At 74.1% G+C, this 16065-nt stretch carries 14 protein-coding genes and 1 pseudogene; 13 read left to right on the top strand and 2 right to left on the bottom strand.

From position 1 onward, the window contains the following. The first annotated feature begins 20 nt into the window (after nt 1-20). The 11 genes and pseudogenes from ACIQVZ_RS02950 to ACIQVZ_RS02900 all read left to right on the top strand — a co-directional run bounded on the left by ACIQVZ_RS02950 (nt 21) and on the right by ACIQVZ_RS02900 (nt 11649). The gene (locus ACIQVZ_RS02950) at nt 21-785 is read left to right on the top strand and encodes a polyprenol monophosphomannose synthase (protein ID WP_350876681.1); all 765 of its coding nucleotides are present in this window, start codon (nt 21-23) and stop codon (nt 783-785) included. A gap of 232 nt (nt 786-1017) precedes the next feature. Then, a complete protein-coding gene (locus tag ACIQVZ_RS02945; RefSeq protein WP_402446654.1) occupies nt 1018-2046 on the top strand; it encodes an MBL fold metallo-hydrolase in 1029 nt (342 codons plus the stop codon). 16 nt (nt 2047-2062) lie between these two features. Continuing rightward, nucleotides 2063-2644 carry a molybdenum cofactor guanylyltransferase gene (locus tag ACIQVZ_RS02940; protein WP_402446651.1) on the top strand — a complete coding sequence of 194 codons (582 nt, stop codon included), beginning with the start codon at nt 2063-2065 and terminating at the stop codon, nt 2642-2644. 94 nt (nt 2645-2738) lie between these two features. Next, a pseudogene (locus ACIQVZ_RS02935) lies at nt 2739-3020 on the top strand (DUF6457 domain-containing protein); the annotation flags it as partial. Then, the gene (locus ACIQVZ_RS02930; protein ID WP_402446649.1) at nt 3017-4282 is read left to right on the top strand and encodes a molybdopterin molybdotransferase MoeA; all 1266 of its coding nucleotides are present in this window, start codon (nt 3017-3019) and stop codon (nt 4280-4282) included. The pseudogene ACIQVZ_RS02935 and the gene ACIQVZ_RS02930, both read left to right, overlap by 4 nt. A gap of 49 nt (nt 4283-4331) precedes the next feature. Further along, nucleotides 4332-5378, top strand: coding sequence for a potassium channel family protein (locus ACIQVZ_RS02925; protein ID WP_350876675.1), 1047 nt, complete (start codon nt 4332-4334; stop codon nt 5376-5378). A gap of 47 nt (nt 5379-5425) precedes the next feature. Then, a complete protein-coding gene (locus ACIQVZ_RS02920; protein ID WP_350876673.1) occupies nt 5426-6403 on the top strand; it encodes an NAD(P)H-quinone oxidoreductase in 978 nt (325 codons plus the stop codon). 134 nt (nt 6404-6537) lie between these two features. Beyond that, entirely contained in the window at nt 6538-7209 is a 672-nt protein-coding gene (locus ACIQVZ_RS02915; protein WP_402446645.1) for a hypothetical protein, read from the top strand. 197 nt (nt 7210-7406) lie between these two features. Beyond that, nucleotides 7407-8018 carry a bacterial proteasome activator family protein gene (locus tag ACIQVZ_RS02910; RefSeq protein WP_350876669.1) on the top strand — a complete coding sequence of 204 codons (612 nt, stop codon included), beginning with the start codon at nt 7407-7409 and terminating at the stop codon, nt 8016-8018. 259 nt (nt 8019-8277) lie between these two features. Next, nucleotides 8278-9741, top strand: a complete 1464-nt coding sequence (locus tag ACIQVZ_RS02905) for a protein kinase (protein WP_402446642.1) — start codon at nt 8278-8280, stop codon at nt 9739-9741. A 183-nt stretch (nt 9742-9924) separates the two neighbouring features. Continuing rightward, nucleotides 9925-11649 carry a protein kinase gene (locus ACIQVZ_RS02900; RefSeq protein ID WP_402446639.1) on the top strand — a complete coding sequence of 575 codons (1725 nt, stop codon included), beginning with the start codon at nt 9925-9927 and terminating at the stop codon, nt 11647-11649. A 20-nt stretch (nt 11650-11669) separates the two neighbouring features. Here ACIQVZ_RS02900 and ACIQVZ_RS02895 read toward each other — a convergent pair whose 3' ends face one another. Both ACIQVZ_RS02895 and ACIQVZ_RS02890 read right to left on the bottom strand, forming a co-directional pair. After that, complete coding sequence (locus ACIQVZ_RS02895; RefSeq protein ID WP_402446636.1) at nt 11670-12770, bottom strand: phosphotransferase; 1101 nt, start codon at nt 12768-12770, stop codon at nt 11670-11672. 67 nt (nt 12771-12837) lie between these two features. Continuing rightward, complete coding sequence (locus ACIQVZ_RS02890; RefSeq protein WP_402446633.1) at nt 12838-13497, bottom strand: response regulator; 660 nt, start codon at nt 13495-13497, stop codon at nt 12838-12840. Between the two features lie 426 nt (nt 13498-13923). Here ACIQVZ_RS02890 and pdhA point away from each other — a divergent pair, with 426 nt between their 5' ends. Both pdhA and ACIQVZ_RS02880 read left to right on the top strand, forming a co-directional pair. Next, entirely contained in the window at nt 13924-15078 is a 1155-nt protein-coding gene (gene pdhA, locus ACIQVZ_RS02885; protein WP_402446631.1) for a pyruvate dehydrogenase (acetyl-transferring) E1 component subunit alpha, read from the top strand. After that, entirely contained in the window at nt 15078-16052 is a 975-nt protein-coding gene (locus ACIQVZ_RS02880) for an alpha-ketoacid dehydrogenase subunit beta (protein WP_063348502.1), read from the top strand. The genes pdhA and ACIQVZ_RS02880 overlap by 1 nt, the downstream gene beginning before the upstream one ends. The last annotated feature ends 13 nt before the right edge of the window (nt 16053-16065 follow it).

Raw genomic sequence — 16065 nt, 5'->3', positions numbered from 1 at the left:
ATCGGCCGAGAGGTTTGTACGTGACCGTGAACCAGCAGAGTTTTGCTGATCTCGGCAGGGTCCTGGTGATCATTCCGACCTACAACGAGGCGGAGAACGTCGAGCGGATCGTCGGCCGGGTGCGGGCGGCGGTCCCCGAGGCCCACGTGCTGGTCGCCGACGACAACAGCCCCGACGGCACCGGCGAACTGGCCGACAAGCTGTCCGCCGAGGACCCGAACGTGCACGTCATGCACCGCAAGGGCAAGGAGGGCCTGGGCGCCGCCTACCTCGCGGGCTTCCGCTGGGGCATCGACAACGGCTACGACGTCCTGGTCGAGATGGACGCGGACGGCTCGCACCAGCCCGAGGAACTGGACCGGCTGCTGAGCGCGCTGCGCGGCGCCGACCTGGTGCTGGGCTCGCGCTGGGTGCCGGGCGGCCGGGTGGTGAACTGGCCGAAGTCGCGCCTGCTGCTCTCCCGCGGCGGCTCGACCTACTCGCGGCTGGCGCTGGGCGTGCCGATCCGGGACGTCACCGGCGGCTACCGGGCGTTCCGCAAGGAGACCCTGCTGGGCCTGGGCATGGACGAGGTGGCCTCGGCCGGGTACTGCTTCCAGGTCGACCTGGCCTGGCGCACGGTGAAGGCCGGGTTCAAGGTGGCCGAGGTGCCGATCACCTTCGTCGAGCGCGAGCTGGGCGCGTCCAAGATGAGCCGCAACATCGTGGTCGAGGCGCTGTGGCGGGTGACCGCCTGGGGCGTCGCCGACCGGCTGGCCCGCCTGCGCGGCGCGGCCAAGCGCTGACCTCCACGACGTGACCGCCCGGGGCCCGTCCGTTGTCACAACGGACGGGCCCCGGGCGCGTTCGTGCCCTGGGGCGGGCCGCCCACGACGCCGGGGCGCCGGCCGTTCGAACCGCGATGTGACCTGAGCCGGAAGCCCCGCCCCGCCGGGCGCGCCTCCCGCGCAATCCGACACCGGTACTCCCATGCTGTAGGGCGCAGGAAGTCCGACCGCCGACCAGAGGGAGCAGCCAGTGACGTCGTCCCCGCCCGAGGAGGGCGCCGGCGCGGAGCGCACGGCCGCCGAGGCCGCCGCCCCGGACCCCGAGCGGCCCGCCCGCCCGCTGGAGGTCGCCGTCTTCACCGGCCCCGAATCGGCCTTCTTCGCCACCTCCACCCTGATCCTCGGCGAGCGGACCGCGATCCTGGTCGACGCCCAGCTCACCCGCAGCGCCGGTCGCGAACTCGCCGAATGGGTCGCCGGCAAGGGCCGCCGACTGCTCGCCATCGTCGTCACCCACCACCACCCCGACCACTACTTCGGCGCCGAGGAGGTGCTGAGGCTCTTCCCCGACGCCCGGCTGCTGGCCGCGCCCGCCGTGGTCGACGGCATCCGGCGCACCGCCGCCGCCAAGGTCGCCCAGTGGAAGCCGGTCTACGGCGACGACATCCCGGACCACCCGCTGATCCCCGCCCCGCTGCTGCCGCAGCCCCTCATGCTCGACCGCCAGGTCATCCCCGTGCTGCTGCTCGGCCAGGGCGACTGCGGCGACTCGACGGTCGTCCACGTGCCGAGCATCCGGACGGTGATCGCCGGGGACTTCGCCTACAACGGCACCCACGTCTGGACCGCCGACACCACCCCGGCCCAGCGCACCACCTGGGGCCACAACCTCGGCCGGATCGCCGACCTCGGCGTGGACCGGGTCATCGCCGGCCACCGCGCACCCGACCAGGGCGACGACGCCGCCCGGGTGCTCGCCTTCACCGGCGAGTACCTCCAGGACTTCGACCGGCTGCTGGCCGAGCACCCGCACGACCCGGAGGCACTGGTCACCGCGATGAACGAGCGGTACGGGGAGCTGACGCTGCCGGCCATCCTGGAACTGGGCGCCGCCGCCAACACCGCCCGGGCGGCGCGCGGGGGCGAGATCGTCGAGGCGGAGATCGTCGAGGACGACATCATCGAGGCGGAGATCGTCGAGGACGAGCCCGTCGAGGAGCCCGAGGAGCCCGAGGAGCCCGGGAAGTCCCCGGAGCGCGGGACGGGCGGAGCCGGGTAGGGCGGATACTGGCCGCATGACGCCCTACGACGTGATCGTCCCGGCCGGCGGGGCCGCCCGTCGCCTCGGCGGGGCCGACAAACCCGGGCTGACCGTGGGTGAGACCACCCTGCTCGACCGGGTGCTCGCCGCCTGCGCGGGCGCCCGCACCACCGTCGTGGTCGGCCCCGGCCGGCCGACCGCGCGCACCGGCGTCCGCTGGACCAGGGAGCAGCCGCCGGGCGGCGGGCCGGTCGCCGCCGTCGCCGCCGGACTCGACCTGGTCACCGCGCCGACCGTGCTGCTGCTCGCCGCCGACCTGCCGTTCCTGGACCGGCGGACCGTCGACCGGCTGGTCACCGCCCTCGCCGAGGCGGGCCCGGCCGTCGACGCCGCCGTCCTGGTCGACGCCGGCGGGCGCGACCAGCCGCTCGCCGCCGCCTACCGGACCGCCCCGCTGCGCACCGCGCTGACCGCCCTCGGCGATCCGGCCGGCCTCCCGCTGCGCCGCCTCACCGGCGCTCTGGCCCGGCAGTTGGTGGCCGACACCGACAACGTCGCCTACGACTGCGACACCTGGGAGGACCTCGAACAGGCCCGGGAACGCGACCGGTCGTAGGGACACCCCGTGGTCCGTGCTCACGGCCCGCGCGGGTGTCGGCGCGGGAACGACGCGCGCCGCACACGGGGCGAACGCTCCGGGGAAACCGCCGATCAGGCAGCATGGGCGCATGGAGCGCACGCTGGAAGACTGGATCGCCGAGGTCAGGGCCGACCTGGGCATCGACCTGGACGTCGACGTCCGGGGACTGCTCGACCTCGCCCGGGTGGTCGCGCACGGGGTGGCCCGCCCGGCCGCGCCGCTGACCGCCTTTCTGATCGGCTACGCGGCCGCCCAGCAGGGCGGCGGGCCGGAGGCCGTGGCCGAGGCCGCCCGGCGGACCGCCGCGCTCGCCGAGCGCTGGAGCGCCGCCGCCGGGCCGGGCGAGCCGTGAGCGCCGTCGGGCAGACCACCGTGGCCGCCCCGTCGACCGGTCCCGGCGTACTGAGCTGGGCGCAGGCCCGCGAGGCCGCCCGCCGGGCCGGGCTGCGCCCGCTGCCGGCGGTCGGGCTGCCGCTCGCCGAGGCGCTCGGCCGCACCCTCGCCGAGCCGCTCACCGCGCTGACCGACCTGCCCGCCTTCGACACCTCCGCGATGGACGGTTGGGCGGTCTCCGGGCCGGGCCCCTGGCGGGTCGCCGGGCGGGTGCTGGCCGGTCGGGCCGCGTCCGCGCCGCTGGCCGACGGCGCCGCCGTCGAGATCGCCACCGGCGCCCAACTGCCGCCCGGCGCCACCGCCGTCCTGCGCCGTGAGCACGGCCGCACGGACGGCACGCTGCTGCACGACTGCGGTCACCAGTCGCTGACCACCGGTCAGGACGTCCGCCCGCGCGGCCAGGAGTGCCGCCGCGGCGAGGCGTTGCTGCCCGGTGGCGTCCCGGTCGGCCCGGCCGTGCTCGGCCTGGCCGCCGCCTGCGGTCACGACCGGCTCGCGGTGCGTCGCCGCCCGGTGGTCGAACTGCTCGTCCTCGGCGATGAGTTGCTCGCCTCGGGCGTTCCCGGTCCGGGCCTGGTCCGGGACGCGCTCGGGCCGCTGCTGCCGCCCTGGCTGCGGGCGGCCGGTGCCGAGGTGGCCGAAGTGCGGTCCGTCCGGGACGACTTCGGGCTGCTCCGGGACGCGCTGCGGCACTCCACCGCCGACATCGTGGTCACCACCGGCGGAACGGCGGCCGGCCCGGTCGACTTCCTGCACCGGGCCCTCGCCGAGGCCGGGGCCCGGCTGTTGGTGGACGGCGTGGCCGTTCGCCCCGGGCACCCGATGCTGCTGGCCGAACTCCCGTCGGCCGCATCCCCGTCGGCCGGCCCCGCCCTTGGCGGGGGTCCGGGTGGGCTTCCGGGCGGGCGGCACCTGGTGGGCCTGCCCGGCAACCCGCTGGCCGCCGTCGCCGGGACGGTCACCCTCGCCCTGCCGCTGCTGCACGCCCGCAGCGGGCGGTCCGCCGTCACCCCGGCCCTCGCCCCCACCGCCGTCGGCCTGCCCGGGCACCCGGCGGACACCCGGCTGCTGCCCGTCCGGCACACCGCCGACGGCGTCGTCCCGCTCGCCTTCGACGGGCCCGCGATGCTGCGCGGCCTCGCCAGGGCCGAGGCGCTGGCCGTGGTCCCGCCCGGCGGCGCGGCGGCCGGCGAACCCGTCGAACTGCTGGAGGCACCGTGAACGGGCCCACCGGGGCGTGCGCGTCCCACGACGGCGGGGAGGTGGCCGTATGAGCAGGCTGCGGGGTGCGCCCGCCCCGGGGACCGAGCCGTTGTCGGACGCCGGGATCGTGCTGCCCGCCCGGCGGAGCGCGCCGGCCCTCCGGCAGGTCGGCTCCCGGCTGCTGCTGGCGCTCGCCGTCCTGGTCGCCACGACGCTGATCGTCTACGTCGACCGGGACGGCTACAACGACAACGCGGGCGACGGGGTCAGCTTCCTGGACGCGGCGTACTACGCGACCGTGACGCTGTCCACCACCGGGTACGGCGACATCACCCCGTACAGCGACGGCGCCCGGCTCACCAACATCTTCGTGATCACCCCGCTGCGCGTGGTGTTCCTGATCATCCTGGTCGGGACCACGCTGGAGGTGCTCACCGAACGAACCCGCCAGCAGTGGCGGTTGAACCGCTGGAGGTCCACCGTGCGCGAGCACACCGTCGTCATCGGGTACGGCACCAAGGGCCGCAGCGCCGTCGACACCCTGCTCGGGCAGGGCGTGAAGAAGGACGAGATCGTCGTCGTCGACCCGCAGCGCAAGGTGATCGACCAGGCCGCCCGGCACGGGCTGGTCGGCGTGGTCGGCGACGCCACCCGCACCGACACGCTGCTGCGGGCCGAGGTGCCCACCGCCGCCCGGGTCGTGGTCGCGCCGGAACGGGACGACACCGCCGTCCTGGTCACGCTGACGGCGCGCCAGCTGAACAAGGGCGCCACCGTGGTCGCGGCCGTCCGGGAGGACGAGAACGCCCCGCTGCTGCGGCAGAGCGGCGCCGACGTCGTCGTCACCAGCTCCAGTTCGGCCGGGCGGCTGCTCGGCCTGTCGATGCTCAGCCCACACGCCGGCGCGGTGATGGAGGACCTGCTCACCTACGGCAACGGCCTGGACGTGGTCGAGCGCCCCGTCACCCGGGCCGAGGCCGGGCACAGCCCGCGCGCCTGCGAGGACCTGGTGGTCGCGGTGGTCCGCGGCCGGCGGGTGCTCAACTACACCGAGCCCGAGGCCGCCGTGCTCCAGCTCACCGACCGGGTGATCGTGATCAAGTCGACCGGCTGACGCGGGCCTTGCCCGCTCCTCGCCATGACGCGCAGTAGGTTCGGGTCATGCATGCGATGACGATTCCCGTACCCGGCGGTCCCGAGGCACTCGTGTGGGCGGAGGTGCCCGACCCGGTGCCCGGCGAGGGCGAGGTCCTGGTCGAGGTGGCGGCCACCGCCGTCAACCGCGCCGACCTGCTCCAGCGGCAGGGCAACTACAACCCGCCGCCCGGCGCCTCGCCCTACCCCGGGCTGGAGTGCGCCGGGCGGATCGTCGCCCTCGGCCCGGGCGTGTCCGGCTGGGCGGTCGGCGACGAGGTGTGCGCGCTGCTGTCCGGCGGCGGGTACGCGCAGCTCGTCGCGGTGCCGACCGGGCAGTTGCTGCCGCTGCCCAAGGGCCTGGGCTTCGAGGAGGCCGCCGCGCTGCCCGAGGTCGCCTGCACGGTGTGGTCCAACGTGTTCCTCACCGCCCACCTGCGGCCCGGCGAGACGGTGCTGCTGCACGGCGGCGCGAGCGGCATCGGGACCATGGCGATCCAGCTGGCCAAGGCGGTGGGCGCGCGGGTCGCGGTGACCGCGGGCAGCGCCGGCAAGCTGGCCCGGTGCGTCGAACTCGGTGCCGACATCGCGATCGACTACCACGAGCGGGACTTCGTCGAGGCGGTCAAGGAGGCCACCGGCGGGGCCGGGGCGGACGTGATCCTGGACATCATCGGCGCCAAGTACCTGCAGCGGAACGTGGACGCGCTGGCCGTCAGCGGGCGGCTGGTGATCATCGGGCTGCAGGGCGGCGTGAAGGGCGAGCTCGACCTCAACACGCTGCTGCGCAAGCGCGCCGCGGTGATCGCCACCAATCTGCGCGGGCGCCCGCTGGCGGAGAAGGCGGCGATCGTGGCGGCGGTGCGCGAGCACGTGTGGCCGCTGGTGGAGTCCGGGGTGGTGAAGCCGGTGGTCGACCGGGTGCTGCCGCTGACCGGCGCCGCCGACGGGCACCGGGCGCTGGAGGCGGGGGAGCAGGTCGGCAAGGTCGTTCTGCGGGCCTGAGCCGGGAGCGAGGGTCCGCGGCCCGGGGCGGAGCATCCGAAATGCCCTGATCGTCGGATTGTGTGAGGCTGGTTCGGAGCTGTCCCGCCGCCGACCCCGCCGCGCGCGGTCGGCCGTCGGAAGGACCTCCGACCGTGGCCGCACCAACGCACCTCCTCGGGCCGCTGCCCGCCGCGCCGCACCACCGTCGTACCCGCCGTACCGGCCCGGGCCGGGCCCAGCGACTGATCGCGGCGGCCGTGCTCGGGCTCACGCTCCCGCTGGCCGCCGCTTCGGCGGCCGCCGCCGTCGGGCCGGCGTCGTCGCTGCCGTCCCCGTTCACCGCTGAGCCCGCCGCCGTGGGCGGGTCGGAGCCCGAGGCCGTTCCGGCGGTCGGGCCGCAGCACCCGCGCCCTGGCCGGGGTGACGCCCGGGTGTACCGGCGCTGGGTGGTGTGGGCACCCGAGCGCGCCGACACCGCACCGGAGCGGGCACCGGAGCGGGCGCCGGACCGGGCGCCCGGGCAGAACCCCGAGCAGGCTCCTGCGCAGGCTCCTGGGCAGAACCCCGACCAGGTTCCTGACCGGAGCACCGGGCAGGCCGGTGCGGGGGACCGGCCCGAGGCCGACCAGGGCGCACCGGACGCGGCGGCTCCCGACGCCGCCGCCGCCGCGGCCGCGACCTCCCAGGCCGTCGCCGCCGCCGTCCCCGCCGTCCTGCCCGCCCGCTGGCGGGACGCCTCGACCCTCCAGTTCCCGCTGGGCGCGGGGCTGGGGCTGATCGGCTGCGGCCTGGGGTTGATCGGGTTGCGGCTGCGCCGGGGGTGAGCCGCGGGGCGGGGCGGCGGGGGAGGTTCCGTGAGGGGTGTGTGCGCGCCCCAGGGGGGCCGGGGCGGGCCGGGAGCTGAGTATCCGTACGGATTCCGGGGCGGCGCCCGGGGGCGTACCGTCGTCAGCGGTGGCTCAGGACGGCGGTCGTACGGGGGCTTCCGCCCGACCAACCCCAGTGAGAGAGAATGTTGTTCATGACGAATCCGATGAACGAGCGCTCGTTTCAGCAGCCATTCCAGGCGGCGGGCGGGCAGTCGCAGGACGGCCAGAAGGTGCTGATCGTCGGACCGGACGGGCTGCCCGTGGGCCAGGGGTTCGCCGGCTCGGCGGGGGACGAGGACGAGGGCGACCTGCCGCGTGAGCTCCCGGTGACCGAGATGGTGGAGCAGCCCGCGAAGGTCATGCGCATCGGCAGCATGATCAAGCAGCTGCTGGAGGAGGTCCGGGCGGCGCCCCTCGACGAGGCCAGCCGGGCCCGGCTGAAGGACATCCACGCCAGTTCGATCAAGGAGCTGGAGCTCGGTCTGGCCCCCGAGCTGGTCGCCGAGCTGGAACGGCTGTCGCTGCCCTTCACCGAGGACAGCATTCCGACCGAGGCGGAGCTGCGGATCGCCCAGGCCCAACTGGTCGGCTGGCTGGAGGGCCTGTTCCACGGGATCCAGACCGCGCTGTTCGCCCAGCAGATGGCGGCGCGGGCCCAGCTGGAGCAGATGCGGCGGGCGCTGCCGCCCGGTCTGCACGGCGGCGAGCCGGACGAGGACGAGCCGGGCCAGGGCCGCGGCATCCGTTCCGGCCCGTACCTGTAACGGGTCGCCGACACCGGACGTACCACGACGGTCCGCCCCGGGCCGGGGCGCCGCCGGAAGACGCCCCGGCGGTCCGGGGACAGGACCGGCCCTGGACCGATCACCGTCGGCTTCAGCCGATACCCTGACCCCTGTCGCAGGCCGGTCGTACCGCCGCGGCAGGGGTCCGCCAGGCCCGCGGGCCCGGCCCACCACGCACGGACGAGACCGAACGTCACGGTCGCGGCGCCACGGCCGCGCCGAGGGGGAGCAGAGGACCATGAGCGAGCACGGCAACGCGGCGGTCGGGGGCTCCTCCCTGGGCAACGGCCGCTATGTGCTGCAGCGGCTGCTGGGCGAGGGCGGCATGGCCTCGGTGCACCTCGCGTACGACAGCGTGCTGGACCGGCAGGTCGCGCTGAAGAGCATGCACAACGAGCTGGGCCGGGACGCCTCGTTCAAGGAGCGGTTCCGCCGCGAGGCGCAGGCGGTGGCCCGGCTGGAGCACCCGAACATCGTCACGGTGTACGACAGCGGCGAGGACGTCGCGCCGGACGGCTCCAGCATCCCGTACATCGTCATGCAGCTGGTCGACGGCAAGGGCCTGCGCGAGGCGATCAACGAGGCGGTCGGCCAGTACGGCGCGATGCCGACCGAGGAGGCCCTGCGGGTCATCGTCGGCGTGCTGAACGCGCTGGAGGCCTCGCACGACATGTCCCTGGTGCACCGCGACATCAAGCCCGGCAACGTCATGTTCGACCGCAAGGGCAACGTCAAGGTCATGGACTTCGGCATCGCCCGGGCGCTGGAACCGGGCGCCACGTCGATGACGCAGACCGGCATGGTGGTCGGCACCCCGCAGTACCTGTCGCCCGAGCAGGCGCTCGGCAAGCCCGTGGACGCCCGCTCCGACCTCTACTCGGTCGGCGTGATGCTCTTCGAGATGCTCACCGGGCAGCTCGTCTTCGACGGCGACTCGGCGTTCTCGATCGCCTACAAGCACGTGCAGGAGGAGCCGCCGGCGCCGTCCACCCTCAACCGGTCGGTCACCCCGGCGGTGGACGCCTTCGTCGCCCAGGCGCTGCGCAAGGACCCGGCGCACCGGTTCCAGAGCGCGGCCGCGATGCGGGACGAGGCGGAGCGGCTGATCGCGGTCGCGAAGGGCGGCGGCAGCGGGCACCCGTTGCAGGCCAGCACGCCGCTGGTGATCAACGAGGGCCCGCGCTCGGTGCACGCGGCGCCGCAGACCCCGCACCCCCAGTACCCGCAGCAGGCCCCGCCGCAGCAGCCGCAGTACCGGACCCCGCCGCCGGCCTTCCAGCCACCGCGTCCGCAGGGGCCGCAGACCCCGCACCCCCAGTACCTCCAGCAGCCTCCGCCGCCGCAGCAGCCGCAGTACCGGACCCCGCCGCCGGCCTTCCAGCCACCGCGTCCGCAGGGGCCGCAGACCCCGCACCCCCAGTACCTCCGGCAGGCCCCGCCGCAGCGGGCGCACACCCCGCCGCCGCAGCCGATGCCGCCGTACCAGCAGCCGAAGGCGCCCAGCGGCGGCGGCTGCTCGACGGCCGCGGTCGTCATCGTGATCATCGTCGGCGTGCTCGTGCTGGCCGGCATCATCATCGCGATCGTGGTCAACAAGGCACAGGACAACAAGACGAAGACCAAGACCGGGCACACCACCGGTGAGCGGCCCGCAGCGGTGCTGGTGGTTGACCTTCCGGTCGACCGGAATGGCCTGCTCTGACGCTTTCCGGCCGGTTCGGGCGTGCCACGGGCCCGCGCCGGAGGCGGTAGCGTTCGGGGATACGAAGCGACAGGGCACCGCGATCCGAGCGAACGCCCGGGGCGAGGAGCGATGGCACAGACGCAGCAGCCGGATGACGGAACGGGTGCCGGAGCTGACGGCCGGACCGGCGGGACGCCGAGGATGCCCGGACCCGGCAGCGACGCCGCGACCAGCGCGTTTCCCCCGGTCGGGCCCGGCGGTCCGCAGACCCCCGGCCGCGGTACGGCCGCGCCGCTGGGCACGGTCGGCGACGGCCGCTACCGGCTGACCTACCGGCTCGGCCGCGGCGGCATGGCCGAGGTGTTCGCGGCCGAGGACGTACGGCTGGGGCGGACGGTCGCGGTCAAGCTGCTCCGCGGCGAGCTGGCCCAGGACGACATCGCCCGGCTGCGGTTCACCCGCGAGGCACACGCCGTCGCGGGGCTCAACCACCACTCGATCGTCGCGGTCTACGACACCGGCGAGGAGTACGCCGGGGACGAGTCCACGCCGTACATCGTGATGGAGCTGGTCGAGGGCCGGACCGTCCGTGAGCTGCTGGTGGACGAGGACGCGCCGCCGGTCGACCAGGCGTTGATCATCATCGCCGGGGTGCTGGAGGCGCTGGCCTACAGCCACCGCAACGGCATCGTCCACCGGGACATCAAGCCCGCCAACGTGATCATCACGACCGCGGGCGCCGTCAAGGTGATGGACTTCGGCATCGCCCGGGCGCTGACCGGCACGGCCAGCACCATGACCCAGACCGGCATGGTCATGGGCACCCCGCAGTACCTCTCGCCCGAGCAGGCCCTCGGCAAGCCCGTCGACCACCGCTCCGACCTGTACGCGGCCGGCTGCATGCTGTACGAACTGCTGACGCTGCGCCCGCCGTTCACCGGCGACACCCCGCTCTCGGTGGTCTACCAGCACGTCCAGGACATGCCGGTGCCGCCCTCGCAGGCCAACGGTCGGGTGCCGGTCGGGCTGGACCAGCTGGTGCTGCGCTCGCTGGCCAAGAACCCGGACGACCGCTTCCAGGACGCCGACGAGTTCCGCGCGCACGTCCAGCACGCGCTGCGCGAGATGCACGGCGCGGGCGGCGCGGGCTGGGCCGGCACCACGGCCGGGCTGGCCGCCGCGGGGCAGGGGAACACCGACGCCACCCAGGTGATCCGGCCCGACCAGACCGCGGCCACCGCGGCCTTCGGCGCCGTCGGCCCCGGCGACCAGACCTCGGTGCTGCCCTACCAGGGGATGGGGGGCCCGGGCGGCCCGCACACCCCGTCGACGCCCTACCCGGGGGCCGGCGGCCCCTACGACGGTGGCGACGACGGCGGCTCCGGCCGCCGGCGCGGGCCGTGGGCCTGGGTGGCCGGCACCGCGGCCGTGCTGCTCGCGGCCGGGGTCGGCATGGCGTTCGCGTTCAGCGGCAACGAACCCGGGAACTCGCACGTCGTGCCGCCGTCGCCGCTCCCGGCGGTCAGCACGACCGAGCCCAGCACGCCGCCCCAGAGCGGCTCGCAGAGCCCGCCCGCGTCCAACACCGGCAGCCGGCGCCCGACGCAGCCGACCGAGAACGGCGGCAACGGCGGCAGCTACAACAACGGCGGCAACAACAACGGCAACGGCAACGGCAACAACAACGGCAACAACAACATGTCGCCGTCGCCGGGTTCGGGCAAGCACTCGACGCCCGCGTCGCCCAGCCAGACCCCCAGCCACACGCAGCCCCCCACCACGGCGCCCGGCACGCCCAGCACGGTGCCGACCACCCCGAGCACGGGAGGTGCCGGCAGCACGGGGGCGGCCACGCCGCCGCCGGCGACCAAGTCGAACCCGCCGGCCACCCAGCCGCCGGCGACCCAGCCGCCGGCGACGCCCTGATCGGGCCGGGCTGACACCGGTCAGTTGGCGAAGGCGTCCAGGACCTGTTCGTACTCCTGGCACCACCACGTCAACTGGCCGGCCGAGGCGGGGTAGAGCGGGTCGGCCCGGTGGTCGGCCCGCTGGTAGCGCCACTGGAGCATCCAGAAGTCGTTCAGCCGCTCCCACCAGACCCGGTGGACGGCGGCGGCCAGGTGTTCGGCGGTGGCGGCTCCGGTGGCCCGGTAGGACTGCGAGTAGTGGCGCACCCGCACCAGGTCGAGGGTGCCGGACGTCCGGTCGTTGAAGAGCAGCGTGGCGGCGCGGACGGCCTCCTCGGCGCGCGGCTGCGGACCGAGCTTGTCCCAGTCCAGGACGGCCGCGACCGGGCCGCCGTCGGGGCCGTCGCCGTACAGCAGGTTGAGTCCGTGGAAGTCGCCGTGGGTCCAGCCGGTGGGCGGGGCGGTCTGCGGGGCGGGGCGGCGGTGGGCGTGTTCGGCGAGCAGTTCCAGCCTTTCGGCGAGCCTCCGTTCGACCAGCGCGTCCAGGTCGCCGTACGGGCGGTGGTCGCGGGCGTGGCGCCGCAGGTCGCGGGCGAGGTCGGCGCTGTCGAGGGGGTCGGCGGTGCGGTAGCCCGGGGGTTGTTCGAGGGGGGCGCACACGTCGTCGAGCGCGCCGTGCAGTCGGCCGAGCAGCGCGCCGAGCGCGTCGCACTGCGGCGGGGAGAGGTCGGTACCGTGCCGGTGTCGGCCATCCACCCAGGGGAACAGCGCGAACAGCCGGCCGCCGTAGCCGGCCACCGTGCCGGATCGTTCGGCGCAGGTCAGCGGGGGTGCGACGGGCAGTCCGAGGGCCTGGAGCCCGGCCATCGCCCGATGGTGGGCGACGATCTTCGGGCGGCTGGCGGTGGCGGCGTCGACGTAGCACTTCAGGAAGTACGCGCCGGTCTCGGTGGTGACCCGGTACCCGCGGTTCAGCAGGCCTTCGGCGACCGGTTCGGCGGTCAGCAGTCCCCCCACCCGGTAGCGGCCCAGGACCTCGGCGAGTGCGGCGCGCGGGACGGGCGGACTGAGGGTCCCTATCGGCGGCGCGGAGAGGTCGGGGCGGGCCGGGGAACAGGAGAGGGTCTGGCTGAAAGTCACAGCCAGAGGTTAGGGCCCCCGTGCGGGGGCCCTTGACAAGTCGTCAGTTCTGTGATCGCTGTTCTGATCAGTGCTGCTGGTCCGCCTGGTGCCGTGCCACGAAGGCCGCCGCCTGGGTGCGTCGCTCCATTCCCATCTTGGCGAGCAGACTGGAGACGTAGTTCTTCACCGTCTTCTCGGCCAGGTGCAACTCGTTGCCGATCTGACGGTTGGTCATCCCCTCGCCGATCAGATCGAGGATCCGGCGCTCCTGCTTGGTGAGTTGCGCCAGCCGCTCGTCCTCCTTCTCGCCGCCGTCGCGCAGCCGGGCCAGCACCCGGCTGGTGGCGACCTGGTCGAGCAGCGACTTGCCGGCCGCGACGTCCCGGACGGCGGTGATCAGGTCGGTGCCGCGGATCGCCTTCAGGACGTAGCCGGACGCGCCCGCCATGATCGAGTCGAACAGCGCCTCGTCGTCCGAGAACGAGGTCAGCATCAGGCACTTGATCTCCGGCAGCCGGGACCGGATCTCCCGGCAGACCTCGACACCGTTGCCGTCCGGCAGCCGGACGTCGAGCACCGCGACGTCGGGGTTGACCGCCGGGATCCGGGTGAGCGCCTCGGCGGCGGTGCCGGCCTCGCCGACCACCTCGATGTCGTCCTCGACCGAGAGCAGGTCGTGCACGCCCCGCCGGACAACCTCGTGATCGTCGAGCAGGAAAACCCTGATTTGTCCGTTATCAGTCACGTCCAAAGCCTCCCATATCACCGTACGGAAGACCTATCGTCCCTGGTGCCGCAGCCAGGCGGTCCGGCCGGGGCGGTCCGAAACCGATACCGAGAACCCCCTTACGTACGGGCTCGCGCCCGGATAACGTGCGCTGGTGTCCTGAAGGCGCCCGAATTGAGAGCTGCGTCACGCGGTCCGTCACCCCCACCCTTCCGACGGCGCGCTGCCCGCGGCACCCTCGGGGTTGTAAGCCCTGAACAAGTAGGACGTCCTAGCGCAAGCGCGCCAAGGGCGGACGCTGGGTAACGTTCTCGTGAGGGACGCCGTCGGAACAGGATCACCACCTGCCCCGCAGTAGGAGCGCACACCCACGCGCGCCCCGCGAGGCGGTGACCGGACCGGTCACCGGCGACCCCGGGCGGCCGGACAGACCGAGGAGTGAACGTGACCGTCAAAAGCACGGCGAGGGCCCGCAAGAAGGCGGCCCCCGGCGTCCCTGACACCCTCCGCGCCACGGGGAAGGACGCCCAGCCGGAGCTCGTGCAGCTGCTCACCCCGGAAGGCGAGCGGATCGAGCACCCGGACTACCCGCTCACCACCACCCCGGAGGAGCTGCGCGCCCTCTACCGCGACCTGGTGCTGGTCCGCCGGTTCGACGGCGAGGCCACCGCACTCCAGCGCCAGGGCGAGCTGGGCCTGTGGGCCTCGCTGCTCGGCCAGGAGGCCGCCCAGGTCGGCTCCGGCCGCGCCATGCGCACCGGCGACTACGCCTTCCCCACCTACCGCGAGCACGGTGTCGCCTGGTGCCGCGACGTCGACCCGCTCAACCTGCTCGGCATGTTCCGCGGCGTGAACCACGGCGGCTGGGACCCGAACGAGAAGAACTTCCACCTGTACACCATCGTGATCGGCGCGCAGGCCCTGCACGCCACCGGCTACGCGATGGGCATCAGCAAGGACGGCGCCGACGACGCGGTCATCGCCTACTTCGGCGACGGCGCCTCCAGCCAGGGCGACGTCAACGAGGCCTTCACCTTCGCCTCGGTCTACAACGCGCCCGTGGTGTTCTTCTGCCAGAACAACCAGTGGGCGATCTCCGAGCCCACCACCACCCAGACCAAGATCCCGCTGTACCGCCGCGCCTCCGGCTTCGGCTTCCCCGGCGTCCGGGTCGACGGCAACGACGTGCTGGCCTGCCTGGCCGTCACCCGCTGGGCGCTCGACCACGCCCGCAGCGGCAACGGCCCGGTGCTGATCGAGGCGTTCACCTACCGGATGGGCGCGCACACCACCTCCGACGACCCCACCCGCTACCGGCCCACCGAGGAGACCGAGGCCTGGAAGGCCAAGGACCCGATCGCCCGGCTCCGCGCCCTCCTGGAGAAGGAGGGCCTGGCCGACGAGGAGTTCTTCACCGCGATCGAGGCCGAGAGCGAGCGGCTGGGGCTGCGGGTGCGCGAGGGCGTGCGCGGCATGCCCGACCCGGACCCGACCCTGATCTTCGACCACGTGTACAGCGAGCCGCACGCGCTGGTCGATGAGGAACGGGCCGAGTACGTCCAGTACGCGGCCTCCTTCGAGGCGGGGGAGAACCTCTGATGGCCGGTCAGCTCAGCATTGCCAAGGCGCTCAACGGCGCGCTGCGCAAGTCGCTGGAGAGCGACCCGAAGACCGTCCTGATGGGCGAGGACATCGGCAAGCTCGGCGGCGTCTTCCGGATCACCGACGGCCTGCAGAAGGACTTCGGCGAGGGACGGGTGATCGACACCCCGCTCGCCGAGTCCGGCATCGTCGGCACCGCGATCGGCCTGGCGCTGCGCGGCTACCGCCCGGTGGTGGAGATCCAGTTCGACGGCTTCGTCTACCCGGCCTTCGACCAGATCGTCTCCCAGCTGGCCAAGATGCACGCCCGCGCGCTCGGGAACATCAAGCTCCCGGTCACCATCCGCATCCCCTTCGCGGGCGGCATCGGCGCGGTCGAGCACCACAGCGAGTCGCACGAGGCGTACTTCGCGCACACCGCGGGCCTGCGCGTGGTCAGCCCGTCCAACGCGCACGACGCGCACTGGATGCTGCGGCAGGCCATCGCCTCGGACGACCCGGTGGTCTTCCTGGAGCCCAAGCGCCGGTACTGGGACAAGGGCGAGGTCGGCGACGCCGCCGACCTCGGACTGCACGACGCCCGGATCGTGCGCTCCGGCACCGATGCCACGCTGCTCGCCTACGGCCCGATGGTCAAGGTCTGCCTGGAGGCCGCCGCGGCCGCCGAGGAGGACGGCCGCCGGCTGGAGGTCGTCGACCTGCGCTCGCTCTCCCCGGTGGACTTCACCACCCTGGAGGAGTCGGTCAAGCGCACCGGACGGGCCGTCGTGGTGCACGAGGCGCCGGTCTTCCTGGGCATGGGTGCCGAACTGGCCGCCCGGCTCACCGAACGGTGCTTCTACCACCTGGAGGCGCCCGTCCTGCGGGTCGGCGGCTACCACGCGCCGTATCCGCCGTCCCGCGTCGAGGAGGCCTTCCTCCCCGACCTGGACCGCGTGCTCGACGCCGTCGACCGCGCACTCGCGTACTGATCCGGGGGAGCGA

It is taken from the genome of Kitasatospora sp. NPDC098663 (genome assembly GCF_044760075.1).
In the GTDB taxonomy this organism is placed as follows: Bacteria; Actinomycetota; Actinomycetes; order Streptomycetales; family Streptomycetaceae; genus Kitasatospora.
The sequence above is the reverse complement of the archived record's forward strand: the minus strand, read 5'-3'. Positions and strand labels throughout refer to the sequence as shown.

Bases quoted from the DNA above. Each gene is read 5' to 3' on its own strand.
- ACIQVZ_RS02905 (WP_402446642.1), top strand. From the start codon at position 8,278: ATGAGCGAGCACGGCAACGCGGCGGTCGGGGGCTCCTCCCTGGGCAAC.
- ACIQVZ_RS02925 (WP_350876675.1), top strand. From the start codon at position 4,332: ATGAGCAGGCTGCGGGGTGCGCCCGCCCCGGGGACCGAGCCGTTGTCG.
- ACIQVZ_RS02900 (WP_402446639.1), top strand. From the start codon at position 9,925: ATGCCCGGACCCGGCAGCGACGCCGCGACCAGCGCGTTTCCCCCGGTC.
- ACIQVZ_RS02910 (WP_350876669.1), top strand. From the start codon at position 7,407: ATGACGAATCCGATGAACGAGCGCTCGTTTCAGCAGCCATTCCAGGCG.
- ACIQVZ_RS02920 (WP_350876673.1), top strand. From the start codon at position 5,426: ATGCATGCGATGACGATTCCCGTACCCGGCGGTCCCGAGGCACTCGTG.
- ACIQVZ_RS02940 (WP_402446651.1), top strand. From the start codon at position 2,063: ATGACGCCCTACGACGTGATCGTCCCGGCCGGCGGGGCCGCCCGTCGC.
- ACIQVZ_RS02880 (WP_063348502.1), top strand. From the start codon at position 15,078: ATGGCCGGTCAGCTCAGCATTGCCAAGGCGCTCAACGGCGCGCTGCGC.